Here is a 24552-nt window from a genome sequence, read left to right on the forward strand (position 1 = left end):
GTCCGCAATCGCGGCAAGATGCGCAGCGTGCCTGGAATCTAGGAACGGTAGTCGCCGTTAATGGAGATGTACTCATGCGTGAGGTCGCAGGTCCACACGGTCGTTGCCGCGTCGCCTGCGCCCAGGTCGGCCGAGATCACGATCTCGGGCGCCTCGAAACGTCGTAGAGCCTCGTCCTCGTCAAAGGGAACAGTCAGACCATCGCGACAGACAGGCATGCCCATCATGTCGATGGAAACGTCTTCCTGATTAAACTTCACGCCGCACTTGCCAAGCGCCATAGCAACGCGGCCCCAGTTGCAGTCGTGGCCGGCGATGCAGGTCTTAACGAGCGGCGAGTTGGCAACGGCACGGGCGGCGATATCGGCCTCCTCGTCGTTCACGGCGCCGGTAACGTTGACCGTAACAAGCTTAGATGCGCCCTCACCATCGGCGGCGATATTGCGCGCCAGGCTCTCGCACACCTCGTGCACGGCAAATGCCAACTCGTCAAAGGCATCGGAGCCCTCGACGATAGGCTCGGCATCTGCGGCAGCGGCGCCGGAGGCAAGCATGATGCAGGTGTCGTTGGTCGAGGTGTCGGAATCGACCGTTACCTTGTTAAAGGTCTGCTTGACGGTCGAGAGCAGCAGGGCATGAAGTGCCGCAGGCTCGACGGGGGCATCGGTGGTGATAACTGCGATCATGGTGGCCATGTTGGGCATGATCATACCCGAGCCCTTGCACATTCCGCCTACCGTATAGACATTGCCCGCATGACCCGCAGCCTCACTGACGTAGGATACGGCGTACTCCTTGGAGTGCGTGTCGGTCGTCATGATGGCGCGAGCGGCATCGGCGCCACCGTGGGCGGAAAGTACCTCGTAGGCAGCAGGAATGGCGGTCTCAAACGTGTCGATCGGCAGAATCTGGCCAATCACACCCGTGGAGGCAACCAGAATCTGCTGGGGCTCGCAGCCGATGACCTGCGATGCGATGCTGCACGTCTCGCGCGCGCAGGCAAGGCCGGTCTCACCCGTGGCGGCGTTGGCATTGCCAGAGTTGACCGAAACACCGGCGATGATACCGTAGCCCTTGTCGGCACCGCCCAGGTTGGCACGGCTCACCTGCACGGGCGCCGCGCAAAAGCGATTGGTGGTAAACACGCCGGCACCGGGACAGGGTTTATCGGGCACGACGAGCGCGTAATCCAGACGCTCGGGGTTCTTGCGGAACCCAGCGTGGATGCCTGCAGCTTTAAAACCAGCCGCAGCCGTAACGCCACCCTCGACGGCGCGAATCTTGATATCAAACAGCTCGGTATCCATCGTCTTTATGACTCCTTATGTCAAACAAAAAAACGGACATCGGTTGGTGCGCCATGCCAGTCGTGATCATGAGACCAGCTTAAGAGTGGCGCCCCATTCGATGCCCGACTACCAAATCGTTAACAATCGAATGTGCTACACCGGGCACGCCACTGTAGGCAAGCCTCGTCGCTCGTCAAAGCCAAAGACGATATTGGCGCACTGGACTGCTTGGCCCGCAGCGCCCTTGCACAGATTGTCGATGGCGCCCGTCGCCACCAGCACGCCCGCGCGCTTGTTGAGCGCGAGGCCAATCTGGGCAGCGTTGGTGCCGACGACCGAAGCCGTCTTGGGCTGCTGGCCGGCATCGAGCACGCGCACAAAGGTGCGACCGGCGTAGAACTGCTTGTAATGGTCGACGACATCCTCAAGAGCCAGCGTGTCGAGAGCCTGCGGCGCGAGCGGCAGCGTCACCGTGGAGAGCAGACCGCGCTTGAGCGGTGCCAGGTGCGGGGTAAAGACGACGCGATCGGTCAGGCCAAGGATTTGCTCAATCTCGGGCGTGTGGCGATGCTTGCCCACGCCGTAGGCCTCCAAGTTCTCGTCGGCGCTGCAAAAATGGGTGCGGGCGTTGCAGGACTTACCGGCGCCCGTCACGCCGCTAATGGCATCGACAATCACGGGACCGTTCTCGGCCACCCAGCCCGCGCGCACGGCGGGCGCGGCGGCAAGGCTCGTTGCGGTGGGATAGCAACCGGCGCAGGCGACCAGCACGGGTTTGCCGTCGGCATGGTCGGATGCGGCGGTCTCCAAGTCCTGGCAGAACAGCTCGGGCAGACCGAAGGCACGGGTCTTGAGCAGCTCGGGGCTCGTATGCTCGGCGGCATACCAAGCCTCAAAAACGGACGCGTCGTTCAGACGGTAGTCGGCCGAAAGATCAAAGCAGGAGACGCCCGATGCAAGCAGCGCGGGCACCTGTGCCATGGCAGCCGTGTGCGGCACGGCCAAAAAGACCGCGTCGCAGTTCTTGAGCTCGGGGGCATCATGCGTCGTAAAGACAAGATCGCTTACGCCGGTGAAGCTCGGGTACACCGCAGACAACGGCTGGCCGGCATCGGCGTTGGACGTAATGGCAGCAAGTTCAAACTCGGGATGACCGAGGACGAGGCGAATGAGCTCGGCTCCGGCATATCCAGCCGCGCCGACGATTCCAACCTTCAAAGACATATCAGACTCCTTGTCTGCGATTTATGCACCGATGCGCATTTCACAGCGGTCGTTATGAAGTGGGTTGAAACTTTAGCACCAAAAGATGCATGACTACGTAAATGGCTTGCATATTCATGCATTGAAACATTCCCGACACATTCGCTTGAAGGAATTGACAAATGGAGCGGGCCCCGTATTGACCGGCGCTCCTAACGGCGCCGGGCAATACGGGGCCCGCCCATGCGAAAACCAAGTTGTTAGGATGAGCCAGCTGGCTAGAGCTCGACCGGCACCCATTCGTCGTGATTGCAGATAAAAGCCTCGGGATCCTCGACGCTAAAGAAGACGAGCGTGGGGTCGTTAGGCCCCTCATAGTGCTCGCCCAGGTGCTCTAGATGCTTCCACCCGGCTTCGCGCATTTCGCCTAAAGCCCGGTCATCCAAGCCGGCACGCCCGCGCAAGATGAGCCAGCCATGGCCCGGCCACCAACTCGTGGCCTCAAAGCGCTGGTTTTGCAGCAGCTCTTGCCACACATCTTTGGTGCGCGCTGTTACAAACCACAGCTTGCCATCCTGGATCTGCGCAAACGAAAACGGACGCACATGAGGCTGTCCGTCAACGCTCGTCGCCAAATACCATGCCGGCACCGACGTCAGATACTCCAACACCGTATTCAATCCGTCCATGCGTCCTCCTGCCACTAGCCAATTTGGAACGGGTAGTTAATTTGAGACGCGCTAGAGCTCCAGATGCTCTTCGCTGCCGTCGATATCGCAGAAGCGGGCGGCAATGTTGCGGACCGAAAAGAAAGCAAGGCGGCCGTCGTTGGCACTCTCGTGTTCCTCGCCGATGCCCACCATGTGCTTAAAACCCGCTTGACGCACCTTGTCGCTCGCAACTGCGTCGTCCTCAAGTGCGGCTTCGCCGGTCAATACGATCCAACATTCCCCCGGCTTCCAGCCCGAGAGCTCAAACTTGGGATTCGCGCTCAACTCCGCCCACACGTCCTTGTCGCGCGACGTGCAAAACCACAGCTTACCGTCATCGACCATGGCAAACGAAAACGGCCTCACGCGGGGCTGATGCCCGTCGCTCGCATCGGTCGTGGCAAGATACCACGCCGGAATGCGCCTGAGATACGAACAGGCGCGCTCGAGCTGAGCCATGCGGTCGTTGTCGGTCATAGGGACCCCTTTCTTGCGCTCGAATCGCGCCTAAACAAGTTGAAGGTTGATGACGATGACACACGCGAGCAGCAGCGCCGTCACCACCGCAGCCAGCGCATCCCCGCGGCGAAATGCAAGCGCATGCAGGCGCGTGCGGCCCTGCTCGCCGTGATAGCAGCGTGTATCCATGGCAGCAGACAGCGTCTCGGCATGGCGGAACACACCCGTGAACAGCGGGATCGCCACACTGCCGAGCATACGCACGCCGCCGAGCGGGCCTCCCGTCACGCGCGCACCGCGGCTCGCCTGCGCATCGGCCGTCTGCTTCATCTCGGTGGCAAACTGCGGCATAAAGCGCAGCGCGATACCCATAATCATGCCGAGCTCGTGTGCAGGAAGTCCCACACGCGCAAACGGTGCGAGCAGACGCTCAAAGCCCACGGTGAGGTCGAGCGTGGGCGTGGTGAGCGTAATGGCGCTCATGCCGGCCATCATCAAGCTCAGGCGGCACGCCATAAAGGCGGCGGAATGCAGCGAGCCCTCGCTTATCTGCAAAAAGCCAAGCTGCCACAGAATGCGCCCGCTCTGGTCGGAAAACAGGTTGAGCACTGCGACCACCACGACAATCGCCAGCAATGGTGCCATCGATGATAGGACCCGGCGCAACGGCACCCGGGACACGGTATAGATCAGGACAACGAAGATTGCGACCGGGGCCAGTCCGCGGAAGCTGCTGACCGTGAGCGTCGTGATCAGAAACACAAAGCCCAAGAGCAACTTAGTTCGCGGGTCCAGGCGGTGGATCGCACTATCGCCGGGATAGTAGCTGCCAAACGAAAACGCCTCCATTAGCAGCCCTCCTCTCGCGCAACCGTCTTGGATTTAGCAATGTCCGCGACGTTAGAAGGACCGCCCGAGCGACCGATTAGCAGGTCCACCAACTCGTCTGCCAGCGACTCAACCGTATAGAGGCCGTCAAAGCGCAGCGGCACGCCCGCTTCCGCGAGCGCCAACGCCATGCGCTGGGCGGCGGGAACGCCCAAGCCGATCGACTTGAGCTCATCCGCATGCGCAAAAACCTGAGCGGGCGTGCCCTCGGCAAACACCGCGCCCTCGTTCATCACGACAATACGGTCGCAGCAGTTGGCCAGGTCATCCATACTATGCGAAACCATGACAACGGTCAGGCCATCGCGGTGAAGTCGACCGATAAGCTCAAGGAAATCCCTGCGCGCAGCCGGATCGAGCCCCGCCATGGGTTCATCGAGTACCAGGATCTCGGGCTCCATGGCAAGCACGCCGGCAAACGCCACGCGCCGCTGTTGGCCACCCGAAAGCTCAAAGGGGCTCTTGTCGCCCACCGTAGCCAGGTCGAGGCCCACGCGCTCGAGCGATGACTCAACGCGGCGGGCAACCTCGGCCTGCGACAAGCCAAGGTTATGCGGACCAAATGCCACGTCCTGTGCCACGGTCTCGGCAAACAGCTGACGCTCGGGATATTGAAACACCACGCCGACCTTTGCCTTAACCGCGGCAGCATCTTTCTTGTTTGCCAGGTCGAGCCCCAACGCGTAAACGGAACCCTCCTGGGGACGAATCAGGCCGTTGAGATGCTGAACCAGCGTCGACTTACCCGAACCGGTATGGCCCGCAAGGCCCAGGAACTCGCCGCGACGCACCGTTAGCGACACATTGCGCAACGCCCAGGGGCTGCTAGGGTCGTTGCCCCAGAGGGCCTGTTTGTTCGATGCGCCCTCGATGGCTGAGCGCTTGTGCCAACGGCGACGATCTCGGGCGCTCAGCGAATAGCTGTACGAAACATGGGATAGCTCGATGACGGGCTCCGACGCGTTGTCCTCGTTGTCTGCCGGAACAGCGCCGTCAGCGATTTCCAACTGGGATGCGAAAGGCCGCCCGGTGATGCCTGTCCAACTCCGCTCGGCATAAGCCTGCGCTATATCGGCGACCATATCCGCCTCACGCACCTGTGCGCAAATGGGCACGCCCTTCGCGCGAAGCGCCCTGCCAAGACAGCACGATGCCGGCATATCCAGGTTCAGCCGCGCGAGTTCGTCCGCCCGCGTCAAGATTTCCTCGGGCGTACCGAACATGGCAACACGGCCCGCCTGGAAGACAGCAACGCGATCGGCCTCGGCTGCCTCTTCCATAAAGTGCGTAATCATCACGATGGTCATGCCGCGTTCGTGCAGCGCGTGACAGGCCTTCATAAGGCCCTTGCGCCCGCGCGGATCGAGCATCGAGGACGCCTCGTCCAAAATGAGCACGCGCGGTTCCATGGCGAGCACGCCGGCAAGCGCCACGCGCTGCTTTTGTCCGCCCGAAAGTGCATGGGTCTCGTGGCGCTCGAAGCCCACCAAACCCACGCCCTTCAGTGCCTCGCGTACGCGCTGCGCGATCTGGGCCGATTCCACCCCAAGGTTTTCGGGACCAAAGGCAACATCGTCCTCGACAAGCGTCGCCACCAGCTGATCATCCGGGTTCTGGAATACCATGCCCGCGGTCGAGCGAATGTCGTAGACCAGCTCGGGATCGGACGCGACCATGCCGTTGACGCGCACCGTTCCCGTATCGGGCTGCAGCAGCGCGTTCAAATGCTTGGCGAACGTCGACTTGCCCGACCCGTTGCCGCCGAGGATGCAAAAAAACTCGCCATCCTCGATGTTCAGATCGATGCCGTCGAGTGCCGGTGTGGCACCGTCATAGCTAAAGGAAACGCCCCGACACTCAATCATGCGCGGCCTTTGACCTGGTCCTTCTTGGGCGTGATGAGATTAGAGACCGCCTTGTACACCGCAAGTGTCAGCACCGAGTTGAGCACGGTCTTGATGAGGTTGAACGGCAGCACGGCAGGAATCATGAGCGGGGCGATCACATCGACCGAGCCATACCAGAACCATACGCCAATGGTAAGGTTAGCGACCATAGACAGCGCCGTAGCGGCAATGACACCGAACACTAGGCCAATCACGGCACCCTTATAGGTATGCATCTTCTGGTACACGATAGCCGCGGGCAGAATGTAGCCCAGCGTAGCCACCAGGTTCATAAGTGCGCCGACCCAATCGCCCGTGGTAAGCGCATGGATAACAATCGCCATAGCGGCAACAGCAGTGCCGGCGCCAGGGCCATACGCAAATCCACACACCATCGCCGGCACCAGCGACGGGTCATACGTCAAAAACGGCGCCGAAGGAAGGATGGGCAGCTGCACATACATAAACAGGGCGCCCAAGGCGCACATCAGCGCCATGGTAACGAGCTGTTTGGTGCTCCACCTATTCGTGTTCTCAAAATGGATATGCTGCGACTGTTCAGACATAAGATCACCTGCCTCTTTCATCCGGACTCTAACCGTTGGTACTGGAATCTCACCAGTTCAGCCGGCATGCGAACCAACACACGCTCGGGTCGCGGACTCATCGGCTCGGTCGCAGACGCCTCGCCTGCTCCGCGGCACCCCTTTGGCACCGCCCGATTTACCGCCAGTGGGGAATTCCACCCCGCCCTGAAACAGCACTTGCAAGTGTAGCACGAGCAATCGTTCGCGCAAGTATGCCGAGGGTAATTTGTGGTGGGGATCAGTTGCCACAACAACCACGTTCCCCACCCATCCCAAAGTAGCGCGCCTTTCGCGGCAAAGCCGCGAAACAGCGACCGGGACACGTATTCCCAACAACCAAGTCCTCCGCCCACGCCGACCTCAAGGCCGTAAACGCAGGGAATCCGGGGGCGTGACGGGGGCTTCTCTCCGGAACATTCCGCAGGACGCAGAGAGGCTCCGCAGCGCGAAGCGCGATGCGGAGCCTCTTTGCATGTCCGAGGACGTTCCGGAGAGAAGCCCCCGTCACGCCCCCGGATTCCCGGTGGGAGTTCTAGACCTTGTCGGCCTTAGTACATACCGCCGCCCTGCTGACCAGCGGTAGCAGCAGCGATAGCGTCCTCAAGCTGAGTGTTTTTGGGCACATCGGAGACGGTGGCCTCGGTGATGAGGATCAGGCTGGCGACAGAAGCAGCGTTCTGCAGGGTGACGCGGCTGACCTTGACGGGGTCGAGGACGCCCATCTCAATCATGTCGCCCCACTCACCATTGGCAGAGTTGAGACCCTGGCCAGCAGGCAGCTCGGCAACCTTGTCGACCACGACAGCGCCCTCAAAGCCAGCGTTCTTGGCGATGGTGGCGACCGGAGCGGTCAGAGCCTTCTTGACGATGTCGACGCCGATCTTCTCCTCGGGGTCGTCGATCTCGACAGCATCGAGCGCAGGAGCAGCGTCCATGAAGGCGACGCCACCGCCGGCGACGATGCCCTCCTCGACAGCAGCGCGGGTAGCCTGCAGGGCATCCTCAACGCGGTGCTTGATCTCCTTGAGCTCGGACTCGGTAGCAGCGCCGACCTTGATGACGGCAACGCCACCGGAGAGCTTGGCCAGGCGCTCCTGGAGCTTCTCACGGTCGAAGTCAGAGGTGGTGTTCTCCATCTCGCCCTTAATCTGAGCGATACGGGCGTCAATGGCCTCCTTGGAGCCAGCGCCGCCGACGACAACGGTGTTGTCCTTGGAAATGGTGACGGACTTAGCGGTACCGAGCATATCGGCGGTGATGTCAGCGACCTTCACGCCCAGCTCGTCCAGAGCAGCCTGACCACCGGTGAGGACGGCGATGTCCTCGAGGATGCGCTTGCGGCGATCGCCGTAGCCCGGGGCCTTGACGGCGCAGACGTTGAGAGCGCCACGGATCTTGTTGAGGACGAGGGTCGGCAGAGCCTCGCCGTCGATGTCCTCAGCGATGATGAGCAGGCCACGGCCGGCGCGCTGGACAGCCTCGAGAACAGGCATGATGTCCTGGACGCTGGAGATCTTCTGGTCGGTGATGAGGATGTACGGATCCTTCATCACGGCCTCCATGCGGTCGTTGTCCGTGACGAAGTAAGCGGAGACGTAGCCCTTGTCGAACTGCATGCCCTCGACGGTGTCGATGGTGATGTCGAACGTCTGGGAATCCTCGACGGTGATGACGCCGTCCTTGCCCACGACCTCCATGGCCTCGGCGATCTTCTCGCCAACCTCGGGGTCACCAGCGGAGATGGTGCCGACAGAAGCGATCTGCTCCTTGGTCTCGACCGGCTTGGCCTGCTTCTTCATCTCGGCGACGGCGGCGTTTACAGCCTTGTCGATGCCGCGACGGATGGCCAGCGGGTTGGCGCCGGCGGCGACGTTGCGCAGACCGTCGTTGACGATAGCCTGAGCGAGCAGGGTTGCGGTGGTGGTGCCGTCACCCACGGTGTCGTTGGTCTTGGTGGCGACCTCCTTCACCAGCTGGGCGCCCATGTTCTCGATGTTGTCCTCGAGCTCAATCTCCTTAGCGACGGAAACGCCGTCGTTGGTGATGGTCGGGGCACCGAACGTGCGCTGCAGAGCGACGTAACGGCCCTTGGGGCCCATGGTGACGGTAACGGCGTCGGCCAGAGTGTTGACGCCCTTGGCGAGCTTAGCGCGGGCATCGGTGTTGAACGTAATGTTCTTTGCCATGGTAGGTAATCCTCCAAAAGAAATGTGACTCGCGTCGCCGCTTCCGAGTCCTATGCGGCGGGCGCGTTCAAAGACGAATCAGAGATTCTGACGAGACTAGGCCTCGACGACGGCGTAGATGTCGTCGGCGCGCATCAGCAGATACTTCTCGCCGTCGACCTTGACCTCGTTGCCGCCGAACTTACCGTAGATGACAACGTCGCCGACCTGAACGTCCATAGGGATGCGCTCACCCTTGTCGTTGACCTTACCGGCGCCAACGGCAACGATGGTGCCGCGCTGCGGCTTCTCCTGAGCGTTGCTGGCGATATACAGACCAGAAGCGGTCTTCTGCTCGGCCTCGTCGGGCTTGACCAGGACGCGATCTGCAAGCGGCTTCAAAGACGACATGCTTGTTTCCTCCTTTTTGGGCCGCGCGGTTATGCCGCGCGAATTAACCCTTTTTGTTTGCGTACGCGTTGAATGGTACCCACGAATGGCGGGTTATACAACACGGAGTCAAAAAATCTTATTTTTTGGCACTTAGATTTTCTGAATGCCGGGGGATAACTTAGCGATGCCTCCCGTGTGGCTCCGGAGGGGCGGGGCATAAGGTTTCCTGCTCGGGCAGTCCTGCTCGCACGAAGGCCACATTAAGTGGCCTTCGGCTCGTGCGGAACTCGCGATAAACCTTATGCCCCGCCCCTCCGGAGCCACACGGGAGGCAGGTTAACTAATTCGGGCCCGGCATTCAGAAAAGTCAGTGCAGCAAAATGGCGATGCGGATAGCGACATGTGCATGGTTTTCGCTGCGCGCACGGGTCCCCTGGGGAGCACCGTGCATTTTTGGGAGTATTCAGCAGACTAGGACGGCTGCATACGTGCCGGACACACCATATTGGTCCCAAGGACGCCTTCGGCCGGCGATTTTGGTCGGCAGGCAAACCCCGTCAGGACAGAAAGGCATGCCTCACGCCGCACCGGAGCACAAAATGACGTCAATCTCTGCAACGTTACTCAGCCGCAGCGGCACAGGCAGAGCTCGCACTCCGTTTTTTGCACGGCGCGGACGGTGGTACATCAGGATCCGGAAGAACATCCCAGCCTTTTTATGCAATTCGTAATGGAAAGTATGCAAAACACCTAGAGATAGCATTGCTGCTGTCCAAATTGGGCGCGGGGCGGCGGCGCCTCCGCCCCGCGCCCAAATCAAGCAGGGCGGGGACGCTCCTAACGAACCCCCCATTTGCAAACAAACGCGGCTCGAGCGCCATCCCAAAATAAGCTGCCCGAGCCGCGTTTAACGGTAAGACATGAATACTTAGCGCTCGTAGATCAGGTTGCCGGCTAGGTAGGTGGCTTGGACTTTGGTGGCTTGGAGTTCTTGGGGGTCGATGGTGAGTGGGTTTTGGTCCAGGACTACCAGGTCGGCGTATTTGCCGGGTTCTAGGCTGCCGAGGTTTTGCTCGTCGCCCGCTGCATAGGCGCTGCCCAGGGTGTAGTTGCGCAGAGCCGTTGCCGCATCGATACGCTCGCTCGGCAGCCAACCGCCCTCGGGCCAGTGGCTGCGGGGGTCTTGGCGGGTGATAGCCGTGTAGAGCACGTTCATGCTGGTAACGGCTGTGATGGGGCTATCGGTGCCGAAGGCTTGGCGGATGCCGCGCTGCTTATAGGTCGCAAACGGCCACATGATGCGGCTACGCTCCAAGCCCAGGTCGCGCTCCGGACCACCCGGGTCGAGTGTGATATGACAGGGCTGGCTCGAGGCAATGACGTTGAGTTTGCGCAGACGATCGATGTCCTCGGGCAGCAGATTCTCCAAATGCTCAAGCGTATTATGGCCGTGCTGGGGCAAGCCGTAGAGCTCTGCCGCCTCCTCAAAGATATCGAGTGCGGCATGGATGGCGCCGTCGCCGATAACGTGGATGCGCACGGTGTGGCCGCGCTCGGCTGCCGCCAGGACCAGCTTGCGCATGCGCTCGACGGGAACCGTCAGGCGACCTTGATCGCCCGGGAAGCGCGGGTTGGTATAGGGATCGGTGAGATAGGCCGTGTGTTCGCTCGAGACGCCGTCGAAGAACTGCTTAAAACCAGGCGCCGAGAGCAGCGCGTTGTTCGCGTAGCGGGTCTGCAGTTCTTCTAAGCGCGATTGGTCATCCAGCAACGTGGGGAACAGATGGGCACGGATGCCCAGTTTGCCAGCTGCCTGCAGTTTGTCGTAGACGTCATCGCGGATAAAATCGCAGCCCGGCATGGGCATGAGCGACATATCGCATATCGAGGTGATGCCCTGCTCGGCCATCCGCCTCATTTGATCGGCGTAAGCGCTTGCGATGCGATCCTCGCCCAGCCACTCAAGGCAGCGCGGTAGCAGCTGCATAGCAGCTGCCTCGTGAGCAATGCCCGTGAGCTCGCCGTTTGCGTCCTTGTCGTAGCTGCCGCCCGCCGGCGGCTCACTGTCGCGCGTGACGCCGAGCGCCTCGAGTGCACGGCTGTTGAGCCAAAGCGTGTGCCCGTCGCCCGAATACATAACGCAGGGACGATCGGGGAATGCCACATCGAGCGACGCCTTGCTAGGATGCTCGGGCGGGTCCCAACGGTAGTCGCGCCAGCCCTGCGTCACAACCCAAGCGTCATCGGGCAGGTCCTGGGAAAACTCGCGCGCATGCTGCACCAGTGCCGCCTCTGACGTGCCCATATCCATGAGCATGTACGGCGAGGAGCCGACCGAGGTATGGAAAAAGTGCAGGTGCGCGTCATGGAAACCGGGGCAGACAAACTGCTCGCCGTAGTCGATAACCGGCGTGGCGGCAGGCGCGGCGGCAATCACGTCATCGGGCGCACCGACTGCGACGATACGGTCGCCTGCGATGGCAATCGCCAGCTCGCGGGCGGTATCGATGCCGTCTTGCGCGGTAAAGACGTTCTTAGAGCGGATAATCCGATCGATATGTTGCATGGGCATCCCCATCTCTGGCAGGAAATTCAACACCCCCGAGTGTACTCCCCCGCCCTTGTAACAAAACCCCAAGCGGCAAACGGCAACTTTACCAGCCCTAGCGGCAGGTGGCATACTGGAGAGAGCCTGTACGATTTTGCGATCAACCCAGCAAGGAGCAAATCGACCATGACGAAGACCAAGGCACAGCAGATTATGGCGGCGACCGAGGCTCGCGCGGCTGACGACGTCACCGCAGCCATCAAAGATATCGCTACCGAGTTTGAACCCTATATCATCAAGCAGCGCCGCCACTTCCATAAGCACCCGGAGCTGAGCCTTGCCGAGGAGCGCACGACTTCTGACATCGCCAACCAGCTCGACGCCATGAATATCCCCTACGAGCGTCCCCTTAAGACGGGCCTTGTGGCAACCCTTCGCGGCACCGCGCCCGACGCCTATCGCGAGGACGGCACGCCACGCCGCCGCATCCTGCTGCGCGCCGACATCGACGCCCTGCCCGTCACCGAGCAGACCGGCGAGGAGTTTGCCAGCGTCAACGAGGGCTGCATGCACGCCTGCGGCCACGACTGCCACATCGCCATGATGCTCGGCACGCTGCAAATCCTGCGCCATATGACCGACGACATCCACGGCGAAGTCCGCATCGTCTTCCAACCCAGCGAGGAAAACGGCCAGGGCGCCAAGCTCATGATCGGCACGGGCGTGCTCGACGGCGTCGATGGCGCCTACGCCGCGCACATCTGGAGTGAGGTCGACGCCGGCACCGTGAGCTGCGAGCCCGGGCCGCGCATGGCCAATACCGACTGGTTCCGCATCGACGTCCGCGGCACCTCGTGCCACGGTGCCATGCCCCAGCGCGGTCACGACGCCGTTATGGTTGCCGCCGAGATCGTCAACGCTCTGCAGACCATCGTTTCGCGCGAGATCAGTCCCTACGAGCCGGCCGTCATTACCGTCGGCGAGCTGCACGGCGGCACCGCGCGCAACGTTATCGCCGGCACGGCCTACCTCGCCGGCACGGTGCGCACCTACGGCGATTCGACCCACGAGGAAATGCCGGAGCTCATGCGCCGCATCGTGGAGCATACCGCGGCCGCCTTGGGCGCCGAGGCAAAGCTCACCGACTACACCATCGCCAACTACAAGGTCGAAAACGATGCCGCCTCGAGCGAGCGCTGCCGCCAGGCAGTAATCAAATGCTTGGGCCCCACCGGCCAAGGCCATTACCGCGGCACGCTTTCGGGCGAGGATTTTTCGGAGTACCTGCGCCGCGTACCGGGCGTGCTCGCCTTTGTAGGTACGCGCAACCCCAAGATTGGCGCCACGTACGCCCAACATTCCTGCTTCTACAAGATCGACGAGACTGTGCTGGCAAAGGGCTCCATGGTGGCCGCCCAGTATGCCATCGACTTTTTGGCCGAGCCCACACAAGAGGAGCTCGACGGCCCCGCGATCACCGCGGTCGCCGAAACCAACCCCGACCTGGCCGCCAAGTTGCGCTCTGCCAAGGCAACGACCGCCGAGGCTCGCGACGCCATCCATGACGCCCGCACGGCACGCCATGCCGCGATCAAGGGCATCCACGATGCACGTGCCGCCGCTCGCCGCGAGGAGAAGCGCGGCGAGTAGTCGATTCGCGGCCATCTCGCAGTCATAGCCACATCGCGATATCAAAGCGGGGGCGGACGTTTCGACACGTCCTCCCCCGCTCATTTGTCAAGCGCTATTTCTACCGTTTCTACCCCGTCCCCAAATGGCAGGTGGCAGGGTTACTCGTCCTGCGGGTCCTCGTCGGAGCTTGGCGCAGGCTCGGGCTCAGGCACGGGCACGGGCGCGGGCTCAGGCTCAGGCTCAGGCTCAGGCTCAGGCTCAGACTCAGGCTCGGGCTCGGGCTCGGGCTCGGGCTCGGGCGCAGGCGCCGGCGCCGCAGCGGAATCGGATACGGGCGCTACGTCGGCGCTAAAACCAGCCGGAGCAGACTTCTTCTCAAACGGCAGCACAAAAGTCAGTACGTCGTCCTTGTCCTCGTCGGCCCACTCGCTTGCGTAGCGCGCAACCCAATAGCCAACGGCACGGTGCTTGAGCATCTTGCCAAAGACCGTGAGAAATACCGTGACAAACGCCGTCAGCACCAAGAACAATACGAGCGTAATGCCACCGCCGGTAACAAGCGCCTCAATAGCCGTAGGACGGTAGTAGTAGCTATACATACCGACAGAGGCAATGGTGCCAAAGACGAACGTCAGAATCCAAGTGACAACGTTAGCGACCAGACCCGTCAAAAACTCGGGGAGGAACGAAGCGCAGAACAGCTTGGTCTTATTGTTCTTAAAGGCCGCCCAGACCTTATCAAGCGAAAACGCGCTCTCCACACGACCGGTCACCGCAAAGTGCATCACGGCGATGTCGGCAAACATCTTAAAGAAGACCCCCAAGACCGCCGTGGCAATCATAGCCAGGACAAGCAGGCCAAGCGAGCCAAACAGCGCAGCCTCGAGCGCATAAGAGCCGTAATAAGAATACGAGCCCGCGGCGCCAATTACCACGCTCTCCACCAGCGAAAGCACTACACCGATAACGGGAATGGCAGCGATAACCTCGAGCACGACCGAAATAACGCCCGAAAAGACTCCGAGACCAAACGACGTGGAACGCATGAGTGGACGGTCCATGCCGTCATCGACCTTGAGCGAAAGATCACGGCCCCACTCGATACCAAAGCCGGAACCACACACGCTCGCAATGCAAGCTGCCAAAAAGCCGATGGCAGCCGCAATGCCGCCAATAACGGGAATAAACAACACGAGCACCGACACAACGCAAATCAGCGCCGGCAAAAACGCGATTTGGCATACACGCTGAAGCACACCCGGAGTCTTGGTCATATCTTGGAACGCCTGAGCCACACAGCCCTTTGGCGCATTCGCCACGGGCGGTTGCGGAACAAACTGCTGGGGCTGAGGCTGTCCCTGGGGAGCGGGTCCAGCGGCACCGGCATTAGGAGCACCACACGCGCCGCAGAACTTGTCGTTATCGCCCATGGGGGCGCCACACTGCGAGCAGAACATAGAATCATCCCTTCGTATCTTGAGCGAATCACTTGGATCGCAAACGATGTCTTTAGCATCATTATTGCCCAATGTGGGGTCAAATACTCAAAGATGACCGATTTGCAAGGTACACGGCGCCAGTAGGCGGTTCGTTGAATACGTCTGCGTTAGTTCGTTCCGCGGAAACCCTTGCCGACGATCTCGGAGCTGTCGACAATCGTGATAAAGGCACCCGGATCGATCTCGCGCGCGTAGCGACGCAGTTGCACGGCCTCGCGACGACTCAGCACGCTCATAATCACCGTCACGCACTTGCCCGAGAAAGCACCGTAGCCGCGGCTGATAGTCGCCGTACGGTTGAGATGCTTGACGATAAACTCCTCGACCTTAAGGGGCTCGGAACAAATGACCGTGCAGACTTTGCGCAGGTGAATGCTCTCGATGGCCTTGTCGACCACAAGCGTCTTGGCAAACAGGCCGAGCACGCAGTACAGACCGACGCGCGGACCGTACAAGAAGGCCGCGATGGTCACGATGCCGATATCGACCAACAGCAGCGCACGGCCGATCTCAAGCGTGGTGCGGCGTTTGAGAATCATGGCGAGGATGTCCGTGCCGCCCGTCGAGGCACCAATATCAAAGACGATGGCGCTGCCGAGCGCCGGCAGAATCACGGCAAAGCACAGGTCGAGCCACATATCGCCCGTCATCGAGACATCGGTCGGAATAAAGAGCTCAAACAGCGAAACATAGGCGGACAGCGCAAACGAGGCGAAGACGCTCCACAGGATTGCCTTGCGCTCCAAAAAGATAAAGCCCAGAACGACCAGGACCGCATTGATAATCCACATAAAAACGCCGACGGGCAGGGTCGGGAACAGCGTGGACAGAATGACCGACACGCCCGAGGTGCCGCCAAAAGCAAAGTGATTAGGGGTTTTAAACGCAACGATGGCAAAGGCCGTGAGGATCAGGCCCAAATTGAGCTCGGCAAAAAAGCGCGGAAAGCCCGGCTCCTGGCTGCGCTTGCGACCAGCGCGCTCGCCCCGCTCGATAACATCGCGATCGACCACGCGCTCCATCGGCACCACGGGAGGACGATGCACCTCCTCGGCAGCACGCGACGCCGCCTCTGCCGCAGCGGCCTCAATCGCCCATGCCTTGCTTTCTGTTTCGTGCTCGTCGGCCATTACGGCAACTCCTCGTTAACAATTTGGAAACAATGCGCCCATTAGAGTAACGCGGAACGTAGGGATTGCAACCCCCAGTTAGACGAGCGGTATGACTACATCGGGAGCGTATAAAAACGGCCGGCCACGCTTTTGCTTGCGCGGTCGGCCGTTTAACGTTTTCGCAGATAAAACCTGCCAAAACAAACCTGTTCCTTTTTGGAAGGTTATTCGTGCTGGCTGGTGCGGTGCTCATACTCCTCGGGGGTGATGACGTCCTCGATGCGCAGATTGACGCCCGCCACCTCAAGGCCGGTCATCGCGGCAAGGCGCTCGGTGACACGTGCCTTGACATCGTCGAAGATCGCGGGCGCATAGGCGCCGTACTCGATGATGACGGAGATGTTGACGACCACGCGATTATCGTCGGTGACCTCGACCGTCACGCCCTTGGTCAGATTCTCGGCACCAAACTGCTCCTGCACAAAGTGCATGAGGTTACCCTTCATGCCCAGAACGTGCGGAACCTCGCGGGTGGCCATGGCAACGATCTTCTCGATCACGCCGTTGGAATAGGTCAGCGAGTCCTCGGACTCATCCGCTTCCTCGTCGTCCTCATCCGTATCGGACTCGGCCTCGACGAGAGCCTCATCCTCGAGCGTCACATCCTCAGCTTCGGCGACGACCGCCTCGTTCTCCTCGAGCTCGGTATCGGCTACATCGACCTTCGTATTAAAAGCCATGGTTCCTCCTTATGCCTGCCGCGGATGCGACAGTCGAATACATATTAGCGGCCGCTAAACAGACGGCCGAAGAAGTTGACGATCCCGTTCTCGCCGTCGCGAATTTGGCCGATCACAGCGCCGATCAGCACGAAGAATGCAATGACGAGCGTGTCCCACAGGCCCAACGTGAGCACCAACACGGCGAGGATAAAGCCGGCGACGGCGCCGAGCGTGGTGTTGGGATGACGCACAGCATAGCTCCAGATGGCAGCGCCCGTACCCTTGATGAGACCCATAGCCTCGTCAAAATCCGCGGCTGCCGCGTCTTGTAACTCGGTTGCCTCTGCTTTGGAATCAACAGGTTCGCTCGCCGACGTGGCGCTCTGGTCAATCGTCAGGCGCGGCGTACGAGCGGTCTTATCTTGATTGGTATCACTCACCGGAAACCTCCACGGTCTGGACGGTAGTCTTGGACGGCAAAAAACGGACGCGCGCGGTCGTACCCGGCGCGCCGAGCATGGTATCGCAGGCTTCTTCGATGCGCTGCTGCATCGCGGTAGCCAGAGATGCCACGTCCTTATCGTCAAGCGCGATAGCCTCGACCTTAAAACGAACGTGCGAATCGTCGGGACCTTGGACGCGAGCCTCGACATGCTCGACCATCACGCGGTCGTCACGCTCGGCAGCAGCCCTGGCGCACGAAGAAAGCGCCGCAAGGGTAACCTCGATATTGCGCTCCCCCGCCGGATGCACGCAGGACGGTTCGCGACGGGCGAACATCAGGCGGAAAAAGCTTACCAGCACGCCGATCGCCACGACGCCGGCGCACGCCGTGACGACGATGCGCGGCATGGGGTCGCGCATCAGCAGCATAAAGCGATACGTATACGGCCCCCAAAACTGGCAGACAAGCGTACCCAGCGCCACGATGGTGGCGGCAAGATACACGATCGCTAGGGCTCGTTTGAGTACGCGCACGCGGCGCTCCCTTCAAATCTCGGCTCTCGAAATGCAGAACGGTTCGCATCATTATAAAAGAGCCGGGTCCGGTGCTCTACGCACGCGGATCCGGCTCATCTATTCCACGAGGCTTGCATGCTCGCTTCATTATGCCCAGATATGCACGGCTTAACCCGTGCGAGCGCTACTCCTCCTCGAGGGCAGCGATGACCTCGTCGGTCATGTCCATGGTGCTGTAGACGTCCTGGACGTCGTCGAGCTCCTCAAGACGGTCGATGAGGCGCTGAACCTTCTTGGCGTCGGCGCCGGAGACCTCGGTCGGGGTGGTCGGGACCATGGTGGTCTCGGAGCCCTTGACCTGGACGCCCTGCTCCTCGAGCGCCTTGGAGACAGCCATGACCTCGTTGGCAGTAGTCCAGACGATCCACTCCTCGCCGGCATCCTCGTAGTCCTCGCCACCGGCCTCGGCGATGGCCATCATGAACTCATCCTCGTCACCGGCAGCACCGTTGGCGATCATGGTCTCCTTCTTGGCGTTCTCGTCCAGGATCTCCTTGGCGACGACGATCTGGCCCTTGCGCTCAAACTGGAAGGCGACGGAGCCGGAGGTGCCCAGGTTGCCACCAGCGTGGGAGAAGGCGGAACGGACATCAGCGGCGGTACGGTTGCGGTTGTCGGTCAGGCAGTCGACGTAGACGGCGACACCGGCGGGACCGTAGCCCTCGTACACGATGTTCTCGTAGACGGCGGCGTCAGCACCCGAACCAAAAGCCTTGTCGATAGCGGACTTGATCTTGTCCTTAGGCATGGACTGAGCCTTGGCCTTGGCAACGGCAGCGGCGAGGCTGGCGTTGTTCTCGGGCAGCGGGTCACCGCCGAGACGGGCAGCAACGGTGATGTTGCGGCTGAGCTTGGAGAAGAGGGCGGAACGCTTGGCGTCCTGCGCGCCCTTACGATGCTTGGTTGTGGCCCACTTAGAGTGTCCGGACATACGTGTCTCCTATCGGTTTCGACCTAAAGCCCAGCGCAGATGCTCGGGCAATATAAACAAACGTCGTTATGATATACCTACTAGCCTGCGAGATAAACCCCAAAATGAAGGCGTCGTGATGATGTCCCCTTTGGTGCAAAGAAACCTGACCCCAATGCACCAAGTTAGGACCAGAGGAAGTCGCTGCGGGTGACGGTGGCGCCGATGGCGAAGGGCATGCAGGCGATGACCGGATACAGGTAGCGCATGTAGGTCGAGCCGTTGCACGGACCAATCAGGCACACGGCGAGCACGCCCAGCAGCGGCACCCAAATGGCCAGCCCGCGCCACGAATGGCGGCGCAACAGGTAGACCACCACGGCGATCATAATCCACACATAGGTGGCCGAGCTCATGGTGAGCGAGATAAACGGAATGCGCTGCACCGCCACGCGATACAGGTTGATCAGGTGGTCGCACCAGCGCACAACCTTGCTATCGACCGGATGGAAGTCAAAGTACTTGAGGTTATCGGGCTTCGCCATAATCTCGGCACTGCGCGCCGTGCTGTAGACCCACGCATCGCGGGCACTCGGATAAAAGTAGCCGTAGTAGTTATTGATGAGCGCCGAGATGTAGCACTCGGGATCCTTTTTGAGCATCTGCGCCCAGACCTCAAAATAGGCCTTGATGTCCTCCTGCGAGGCGTACTCGTTAAAGCAATTTTTGACGGCGTCCGACTTATCCGGGTTGTAGCGGCGGCCCAGATTGTCGTACTTGAGCACACGGTCGATCACGGCACGCTCATCGTCGGTCACCAAGCCGTCGCAAGGAGCCTCCACGATAGTGCCGTCCTCCTTAACCGTAGGGTTGACACCCGAGTTGAGGCCGTCGTGCTTTTGGACGAAACGAGCCGTCTGCTGGAACGGAATCGAGAGGATTTCGCGCTTGGAACCAGGCGTAATGTCGTGCGCCGGCATAAAGACCTTGGTGAAGTACATATTAGAGGCAAGGCAGAGTCCAAGCACCGCAAGAACTCCCACCCAGCGGAAACGCGAGATGGCGCCCGAAGGCGCAGCACCGGCCTGCTTGACTGCACGACGAGCCACATGCGCGTCCCATGCGCAAAACGCCGCCGCGATTACGCATGCCGCCAGGGGAAACACCAGGCCGCCGTTGCGCAGAAACGTGGAACCCATGGCACCCAGAGCGAGCAGCAGCCAGTCATGGCGCGCAAAGAGCACGGGCCTCTGTTCGCCCGCACGCTCGGCATTGGCATCACGACGGGGCAAGCCACATGCCACGAACTTGACGGTCTGTACCAGCAGCACCAAAAACGCGTCGGCAAAGAGCACGTCTTTGGTGAGCAACGCCGCGTAGTTAGAGAACATCGGCATAAACGCAAAGAACAGCAGGATCGCACCGCGAACCGGCAGGCTCACGCCCAGTTTGCGCAGCGACGAAATGGAATAGGCCATGCAGGCAGCCGTGATGACAAATTGAGCGCAGGTATAGATGATGAGGCCCGCGTTAGCGCTGTTGAACAGCGAAAGCCCCAGTTGAACGCACGAGCCGATAATGGCCGTGTGCACTACGGGATGATGCCCGTTGAGCAGCACGTTGGGGTTGAGTAGGCGCAGGTAGTCGCTCGTGCCGTTGGGATAGTTGAACCACTGGCGAATCTGCGCACCCGTATCTCCCATAAAAAGGCCGGGCAGCGAAGCGATGAGCGTGGGCGCCCAGGCGATCATAAGCACCAGGAAGGGCCCGGCAAAGGGATGGACCGAGAGCACGGCGTGAGCCACACGCCATATGCGGCCAAAGTGCGCCTCGGAAAACGGGATGCGCCGAGAGCTCAGCCAATCCAGGCACTCAAAGGCAAGGTAGAAGGCCACGATCGCTAGGAGCATCCAGCCCGCGCCGCCAATCCAGGCGCAGATGATGCGGGCCTTGTCGCCAAGAACAATCTCGGCCGAGTCGGCGAGGTCGTAGCTGCGGCCGAACACCATGCAGATGGCGAAAAACAGCGACGGCAGAATAATCGATGGGCGCCAGGTGTCGCCACGGCCAAAGAATACGTAGCGAAACGGCAGCGTGAGCAGGCAGGCAAGCGCAAGCAGCATGACCGCGTCGGTATGGCCGGCAAACGAGAGGAGCACCTCGTAGCACACGTACAGCATGCCCGAGGCTTTGGGGTCAATCGCCAAGACTGCGTTGCTCGACACCGGGGCGGGATCGATGGAAAACGCCGTGGTCGCCAACAGCGCGAGCAAAAATGCGGCGAGCGTCTGCTTGGCGGGGTAGCGCTTAAACCAGACGATGCGGGCCGCGTCGCGCGCAGCCGTTGTGGAGAGATCGGAATCCTTCACAGTCCGAAAGCCTTTCTAGAAACCTGCCAAAAAGGGACAGGTTTATTTTGGCAGGTTTTATCTGGGGAAACGTTACGGTTCTGTCATCGTTGCCCGGTAAAACCACCACAAAGGTGTCTGTCCCCTTTGTGGTGGTATGTGGTGGTTAGGCGTCGAGGTAGATGCGCTGGGGACGGTTGCGGCGACGGGCAAAGATGATGAGCGCCAGGCCCGCGATTACGAGCGGCAGGCTCAGCAGCTGACCCATCGTGATGACGCCGCCCAGCAGATAGCCAAGCTGGGCGTCGGGCACGCGCACGAACTCGACGAGGAAGCGGACGATGCCGTAACCCATCACAAACACGCCCATAAACGTGCCCTGGGGCAGCAGCGGCTTTTTGCGGCTGAGCACCTGCAGAATGCAAAAGAGCACAATGCCCTCAAGAAATGCCTCGTAGAGCTGGGAGGGATGACGCGGCATATCGCCCGCGGTGCCACCGAAGACCACGCCCCAGGGCAGATCGGTCGGCTTGCCCCACAGCTCACCGTTGACAAAGTTGGCACAACGGCCCAGGCACAAGGCCAGCGGCGCGCCTATGACGGCAAGGTCTGCCAAAGTCCATGCGTCGAGTTTATACATGCGGCACACGATGATGCCGCCGATAATGCCGCCCACCAAACCGCCATGGAAGCTCATGCCGCCCTCGTTGGTGGCAAAGATCTCGAGCAGATGCGCCCAGTAGTAGCCGTCGCCGTAGAAAATGACGTAGAACAGACGGGCGCCGATGATAAGGCCAAAGACCACGCCGACCACGACACTCGTCAGGTCGTCAATCGTGATGTTAAAGCCCCAGCGACGCTGCGTGCGGTACATGACGACCGCCGTGAGCAGGGCACCGACCACATAGGCCAGACCATACCAGTAAATCGTGATGGGCCCCGCCGAAATCGCGACGGGATCAAGCATATGGTAGAAGTCGTTGAGCATGTCGACCCTCCTACTCCCTACATACAAATGCGGCCGCGGGCCTTGCGCTCGCAGCCGCATATTTGGGCGTAACGTCTATGCGGAGTATGCCGTCCGCAGCTTTCGCATCTTAGAACGGCGCGTACTCGTCGTACAGGTCGTCGGTCTCGCCGGAGGCATTAACCTGCTCGACACGGGTAACGCCGGGCACATGCTCCTTGAGGATACGCTCGATACCCATGGACAGGGTCAGCGCGCTCATAGGGCAGCCGGCGCAGGCACCCTGCAGCTCCAGTTTGACGACGCCCTCGTCGTCAACACCCACATACTCCATATCGCCGCCGTCGGCCTGCAGGTTGGGGCGAATCTCTTCAAGAACCTTCTTAAGCAGCTCTTCGTTAACAGCCACAGGGGCTCCTTTCTCACAATAACGCGGGCACGCCCGCGGACAGGGGCTATGTTACTACAGCCATGTACCCGCTCACGAGCCATCCATGCGCGCGGACACGACTTTCACGAGCAGTCAATTTGGGACGGGGATCTTTTAGCTGCCTGTTGTTACCAGCTGGCATTGTCACGCGCTACTGCTGAGCCTGCCCCTCGGTACCGATGTGAACATCGACGATAACCTGGCGGTAGCTAATACCGCAGGAGTCGAGAATGCGGCGGCTGATGCGGCCGTCGTCGGTGTCGGCGTACTTGTTGTCCAGGTAGACAACCTCGCCCACACCCACCTGCGCCAAAATCTTGGCGCAGTCGTGGCACGGGAACAGCGTGACGTAGACCGTGGAACCCTCGAGGTCCTTGAGCGAGCCACGGTAGTTGAGCACGGCGTTGGCCTCGGCATGGACCACGTAGTTGTGCTTGTCCTGCAGCGGGTCGTCGCTCGTACCCCACGGGAAAAAGTCGTCGTTGAGCGCCGAGGGCGTACCGTTGTAGCCCACCGAAAGGATACGGTGGTTGGTGCTGGCGATGCACGCACCCACCTGCGTGTTGGGGTCCTTGCTGCGGCGCTGTGCGGCGATGGCCACGCTCATAAAGAACTCGTCCCAGCTAATGACGTCCAGGCGCTTGCCTGACGAAGTTTGATGAAGATCGTCCGACATGGCAGACACCTCCGTAATCGCAATAGTTTGACCCATTGTAGCAGGTGAAAGGTGGGGGGGCGTTTGTCCCACCGGCGCCCTCACTTTTACACGCGGCGGGGCTTTTGGTTGATGCGGTAGAGCTCGGCGAGTCCTCGCAACGTCAGCGCGTCGTCTACCGTCAGGCTGTGGCCGACCAGCGACGCGAGCGCCTCGGCATCGTCGCCGGTAATGACGATGGGCACGTCGCCCTCCCCCGCGGCCTTGGTCGCGCGCATCTCGGCGAGCACCATGTCGAGCATGCCGTCGATGCGGGCCACCTCGCCCAGAACCACGCCCGAACGCATGGCCTCGCGCGTGTTGCGACCGATCACATGCGTGGGTGCCGAGGGCTCGACCTGCGGCAGACGCGCCGCAGCAGCCGAAAGCGAGCGGGCGCCAAGCGCCAGACCCGGCGCGATGACGCCGCCCACAAAGGTGCCGCGCGCGTCGATGACCTCGATATTGGTCGTGGTACCCAAGTCGATCACGATGCAGGGAGAGCCGTAGACGGCGCGTGCCGCCACGGCGTCGGCGATGCGGTCGGGACCGATCTCTGCTGGATCGTCGTAGTGCACGGGCATACCGGTCTTGAGGCCCGGCCCCACCGTGAGCACGCGCCCCGTGCAGGTACGGGAAAGTGCTGCCTTCCACGGGCGCTCGAGCGCCGGGACCACACAGCTCAGCACGGCAGCCGTGGGCACAAGCGCGCCCGGCATGCCCGCATCGGCCGCCAGCGCGGCCGTGACCTGCGCGAGACGCATACGCGCTTCGTCGGCCGTAATGCTCGACGGCGTCGTGATCTCGCACGTCGCGAGCGGGCGCTCCTGCGCCGCGGCCGAATCCTCGGCAAACAGGCCAAAGCGAATGAACGTGTTACCCACGTCGACCGTCAATATATATGCGCACCCATTAAGCATCGTCGGCGCTCCTTTCGTCTGTCCAGCAGTATATCGCCTACCTAAACCAGTCATCCCAAAATGACTGGCTTGCGGCTATACTGGTGCGCGGTCGTTTGCGAGCTCACGCGGCGGCCCTTGGTAACCCGACTTCCCGCGCCGTATCCGTAGCGGCGCTCCCGGGGGAAGCG

The 24552-nt window shown here is 61.0% G+C and carries 22 protein-coding genes and 1 riboswitch; of the genes, 1 reads left to right on the forward strand and 21 read right to left on the reverse strand.

Going from position 1 to position 24552, the window contains the following annotated elements; translation table 11 throughout:
- Positions 1 to 38 precede the first annotated feature (38 nt).
- The 10 genes from argJ to ACRX4W_RS01235 all read right to left on the reverse strand — a co-directional run bounded on the left by argJ (position 39) and on the right by ACRX4W_RS01235 (position 12146).
- Positions 39 to 1307 carry a bifunctional glutamate N-acetyltransferase/amino-acid acetyltransferase ArgJ gene (argJ, locus tag ACRX4W_RS01190; protein ID WP_432298930.1) on the reverse strand — a complete coding sequence of 423 codons (1269 nt, stop codon included), beginning with the start codon at positions 1305 to 1307 and terminating at the stop codon, positions 39 to 41.
- A 135-nt stretch (positions 1308 to 1442) separates the two neighbouring features.
- Positions 1443 to 2513 carry an N-acetyl-gamma-glutamyl-phosphate reductase gene (gene argC / locus ACRX4W_RS01195; RefSeq protein ID WP_055252304.1) on the reverse strand — a complete coding sequence of 357 codons (1071 nt, stop codon included), beginning with the start codon at positions 2511 to 2513 and terminating at the stop codon, positions 1443 to 1445.
- A gap of 257 nt (positions 2514 to 2770) precedes the next feature.
- A complete protein-coding gene (locus ACRX4W_RS01200; protein WP_055252303.1) occupies positions 2771 to 3181 on the reverse strand; it encodes a pyridoxamine 5'-phosphate oxidase family protein in 411 nt (136 codons plus the stop codon).
- Between the two features lie 51 nt (positions 3182 to 3232).
- A complete protein-coding gene (locus ACRX4W_RS01205) occupies positions 3233 to 3679 on the reverse strand; it encodes a pyridoxamine 5'-phosphate oxidase family protein (RefSeq protein ID WP_117641049.1) in 447 nt (148 codons plus the stop codon).
- Positions 3680 to 3709: 30 nt separating this feature from the next.
- Positions 3710 to 4510 (reverse strand): energy-coupling factor transporter transmembrane component T family protein, encoded by an 801-nt coding sequence (locus ACRX4W_RS01210; protein ID WP_117641050.1) that lies wholly within the window; start codon positions 4508 to 4510, stop codon positions 3710 to 3712.
- Positions 4510 to 6414 carry an energy-coupling factor transporter ATPase gene (locus ACRX4W_RS01215; RefSeq protein WP_117646037.1) on the reverse strand — a complete coding sequence of 635 codons (1905 nt, stop codon included), beginning with the start codon at positions 6412 to 6414 and terminating at the stop codon, positions 4510 to 4512. Before ACRX4W_RS01215 ends, ACRX4W_RS01210 begins: the two co-directional genes overlap by 1 nt.
- Entirely contained in the window at positions 6411 to 7001 is a 591-nt protein-coding gene (locus tag ACRX4W_RS01220; RefSeq protein WP_117563816.1) for an ECF transporter S component, read from the reverse strand. Before ACRX4W_RS01220 ends, ACRX4W_RS01215 begins: the two co-directional genes overlap by 4 nt.
- A 5-nt stretch (positions 7002 to 7006) precedes the next feature.
- Positions 7007 to 7199: riboswitch (FMN riboswitch) on the reverse strand.
- A 371-nt stretch (positions 7200 to 7570) separates the two neighbouring features.
- The gene (gene groL / locus ACRX4W_RS01225; protein WP_006234938.1) at positions 7571 to 9208 is read right to left on the reverse strand and encodes a chaperonin GroEL; all 1638 of its coding nucleotides are present in this window, start codon (positions 9206 to 9208) and stop codon (positions 7571 to 7573) included.
- Positions 9209 to 9304: 96 nt separating this feature from the next.
- A complete protein-coding gene (gene groES, locus ACRX4W_RS01230; protein ID WP_040358989.1) occupies positions 9305 to 9598 on the reverse strand; it encodes a co-chaperone GroES in 294 nt (97 codons plus the stop codon).
- A gap of 910 nt (positions 9599 to 10508) precedes the next feature.
- A complete protein-coding gene (locus tag ACRX4W_RS01235) occupies positions 10509 to 12146 on the reverse strand; it encodes an amidohydrolase (protein ID WP_233545836.1) in 1638 nt (545 codons plus the stop codon).
- A 168-nt stretch (positions 12147 to 12314) separates the two neighbouring features.
- On the opposite strand from ACRX4W_RS01235, the gene ACRX4W_RS01240 reads away from it, so the two are divergent.
- Positions 12315 to 13778 carry a M20 family metallopeptidase gene (locus ACRX4W_RS01240; RefSeq protein ID WP_117774048.1) on the forward strand — a complete coding sequence of 488 codons (1464 nt, stop codon included), beginning with the start codon at positions 12315 to 12317 and terminating at the stop codon, positions 13776 to 13778.
- 140 nt (positions 13779 to 13918) lie between these two features.
- Here ACRX4W_RS01240 and ACRX4W_RS01245 read toward each other — a convergent pair whose 3' ends face one another.
- The 11 genes from ACRX4W_RS01245 to ACRX4W_RS01295 all read right to left on the reverse strand — a co-directional run bounded on the left by ACRX4W_RS01245 (position 13919) and on the right by ACRX4W_RS01295 (position 24382).
- Positions 13919 to 15217, reverse strand: coding sequence for a DUF4013 domain-containing protein (locus ACRX4W_RS01245; RefSeq protein ID WP_432298931.1), 1299 nt, complete (start codon positions 15215 to 15217; stop codon positions 13919 to 13921).
- 149 nt (positions 15218 to 15366) lie between these two features.
- A complete protein-coding gene (locus tag ACRX4W_RS01250; protein ID WP_082435553.1) occupies positions 15367 to 16389 on the reverse strand; it encodes a YitT family protein in 1023 nt (340 codons plus the stop codon).
- 206 nt (positions 16390 to 16595) lie between these two features.
- The gene (locus ACRX4W_RS01255) at positions 16596 to 17111 is read right to left on the reverse strand and encodes an Asp23/Gls24 family envelope stress response protein (protein WP_055251999.1); all 516 of its coding nucleotides are present in this window, start codon (positions 17109 to 17111) and stop codon (positions 16596 to 16598) included.
- Between the two features lie 44 nt (positions 17112 to 17155).
- Positions 17156 to 17533: a DUF2273 domain-containing protein gene (locus tag ACRX4W_RS01260; RefSeq protein ID WP_231500738.1), complete on the reverse strand. Its 378-nt coding sequence runs from the start codon at positions 17531 to 17533 to the stop codon at positions 17156 to 17158.
- The gene (locus ACRX4W_RS01265; RefSeq protein WP_432298932.1) at positions 17526 to 18071 is read right to left on the reverse strand and encodes an Asp23/Gls24 family envelope stress response protein; all 546 of its coding nucleotides are present in this window, start codon (positions 18069 to 18071) and stop codon (positions 17526 to 17528) included. Before ACRX4W_RS01265 ends, ACRX4W_RS01260 begins: the two co-directional genes overlap by 8 nt.
- A 166-nt stretch (positions 18072 to 18237) precedes the next feature.
- On the reverse strand, positions 18238 to 19044 hold the full coding sequence (locus tag ACRX4W_RS01270) for a YebC/PmpR family DNA-binding transcriptional regulator (RefSeq protein ID WP_006234926.1): 807 nt from the start codon (positions 19042 to 19044) through the stop codon (positions 18238 to 18240).
- A gap of 164 nt (positions 19045 to 19208) precedes the next feature.
- Positions 19209 to 21392 (reverse strand): DUF6020 family protein, encoded by a 2184-nt coding sequence (locus ACRX4W_RS01275; protein ID WP_338400700.1) that lies wholly within the window; start codon positions 21390 to 21392, stop codon positions 19209 to 19211.
- A 145-nt stretch (positions 21393 to 21537) separates the two neighbouring features.
- Complete coding sequence (gene lgt / locus ACRX4W_RS01280; protein WP_117840019.1) at positions 21538 to 22359, reverse strand: prolipoprotein diacylglyceryl transferase; 822 nt, start codon at positions 22357 to 22359, stop codon at positions 21538 to 21540.
- Between the two features lie 109 nt (positions 22360 to 22468).
- Positions 22469 to 22747: a NifU family protein gene (locus ACRX4W_RS01285; RefSeq protein ID WP_117637654.1), complete on the reverse strand. Its 279-nt coding sequence runs from the start codon at positions 22745 to 22747 to the stop codon at positions 22469 to 22471.
- 172 nt (positions 22748 to 22919) lie between these two features.
- Positions 22920 to 23444, reverse strand: a complete 525-nt coding sequence (locus ACRX4W_RS01290) for a deoxycytidylate deaminase (protein WP_099432128.1) — start codon at positions 23442 to 23444, stop codon at positions 22920 to 22922.
- 86 nt (positions 23445 to 23530) lie between these two features.
- Positions 23531 to 24382: a type III pantothenate kinase gene (locus tag ACRX4W_RS01295; protein ID WP_117840020.1), complete on the reverse strand. Its 852-nt coding sequence runs from the start codon at positions 24380 to 24382 to the stop codon at positions 23531 to 23533.
- Positions 24383 to 24552 lie beyond the last annotated feature (170 nt).

Origin of the sequence: Collinsella aerofaciens, from assembly GCF_964283865.1 — a bacterium.
Lineage (GTDB): Bacteria > Actinomycetota > Coriobacteriia > Coriobacteriales > Coriobacteriaceae > Collinsella.

What these genes read in the sequence shown, in the direction of transcription:
- ACRX4W_RS01295 (WP_117840020.1), bottom strand. Translation starts at nt 24,382, where the DNA reads ATGCTTAATGGGTGCGCATATATATTGACGGTCGACGTGGGTAACACG.
- argJ (WP_432298930.1), bottom strand. Translation starts at nt 1,307, where the DNA reads ATGGATACCGAGCTGTTTGATATCAAGATTCGCGCCGTCGAGGGTGGC.
- argC (WP_055252304.1), bottom strand. Translation starts at nt 2,513, where the DNA reads ATGTCTTTGAAGGTTGGAATCGTCGGCGCGGCTGGATATGCCGGAGCC.
- ACRX4W_RS01270 (WP_006234926.1), bottom strand. Translation starts at nt 19,044, where the DNA reads ATGTCCGGACACTCTAAGTGGGCCACAACCAAGCATCGTAAGGGCGCG.
- ACRX4W_RS01255 (WP_055251999.1), bottom strand. Translation starts at nt 17,111, where the DNA reads ATGGCTTTTAATACGAAGGTCGATGTAGCCGATACCGAGCTCGAGGAG.
- ACRX4W_RS01240 (WP_117774048.1), top strand. Translation starts at nt 12,315, where the DNA reads ATGACGAAGACCAAGGCACAGCAGATTATGGCGGCGACCGAGGCTCGC.
- ACRX4W_RS01290 (WP_099432128.1), bottom strand. Translation starts at nt 23,444, where the DNA reads ATGTCGGACGATCTTCATCAAACTTCGTCAGGCAAGCGCCTGGACGTC.
- ACRX4W_RS01200 (WP_055252303.1), bottom strand. Translation starts at nt 3,181, where the DNA reads ATGGACGGATTGAATACGGTGTTGGAGTATCTGACGTCGGTGCCGGCA.
- ACRX4W_RS01215 (WP_117646037.1), bottom strand. Translation starts at nt 6,414, where the DNA reads ATGATTGAGTGTCGGGGCGTTTCCTTTAGCTATGACGGTGCCACACCG.
- ACRX4W_RS01220 (WP_117563816.1), bottom strand. Translation starts at nt 7,001, where the DNA reads ATGTCTGAACAGTCGCAGCATATCCATTTTGAGAACACGAATAGGTGG.
- ACRX4W_RS01250 (WP_082435553.1), bottom strand. Translation starts at nt 16,389, where the DNA reads ATGGCCGACGAGCACGAAACAGAAAGCAAGGCATGGGCGATTGAGGCC.
- groL (WP_006234938.1), bottom strand. Translation starts at nt 9,208, where the DNA reads ATGGCAAAGAACATTACGTTCAACACCGATGCCCGCGCTAAGCTCGCC.
- lgt (WP_117840019.1), bottom strand. Translation starts at nt 22,359, where the DNA reads ATGCTCAACGACTTCTACCATATGCTTGATCCCGTCGCGATTTCGGCG.
- ACRX4W_RS01205 (WP_117641049.1), bottom strand. Translation starts at nt 3,679, where the DNA reads ATGACCGACAACGACCGCATGGCTCAGCTCGAGCGCGCCTGTTCGTAT.
- ACRX4W_RS01235 (WP_233545836.1), bottom strand. Translation starts at nt 12,146, where the DNA reads ATGCAACATATCGATCGGATTATCCGCTCTAAGAACGTCTTTACCGCG.
- ACRX4W_RS01245 (WP_432298931.1), bottom strand. Translation starts at nt 15,217, where the DNA reads ATGTTCTGCTCGCAGTGTGGCGCCCCCATGGGCGATAACGACAAGTTC.
- groES (WP_040358989.1), bottom strand. Translation starts at nt 9,598, where the DNA reads ATGTCGTCTTTGAAGCCGCTTGCAGATCGCGTCCTGGTCAAGCCCGAC.
- ACRX4W_RS01210 (WP_117641050.1), bottom strand. Translation starts at nt 4,510, where the DNA reads ATGGAGGCGTTTTCGTTTGGCAGCTACTATCCCGGCGATAGTGCGATC.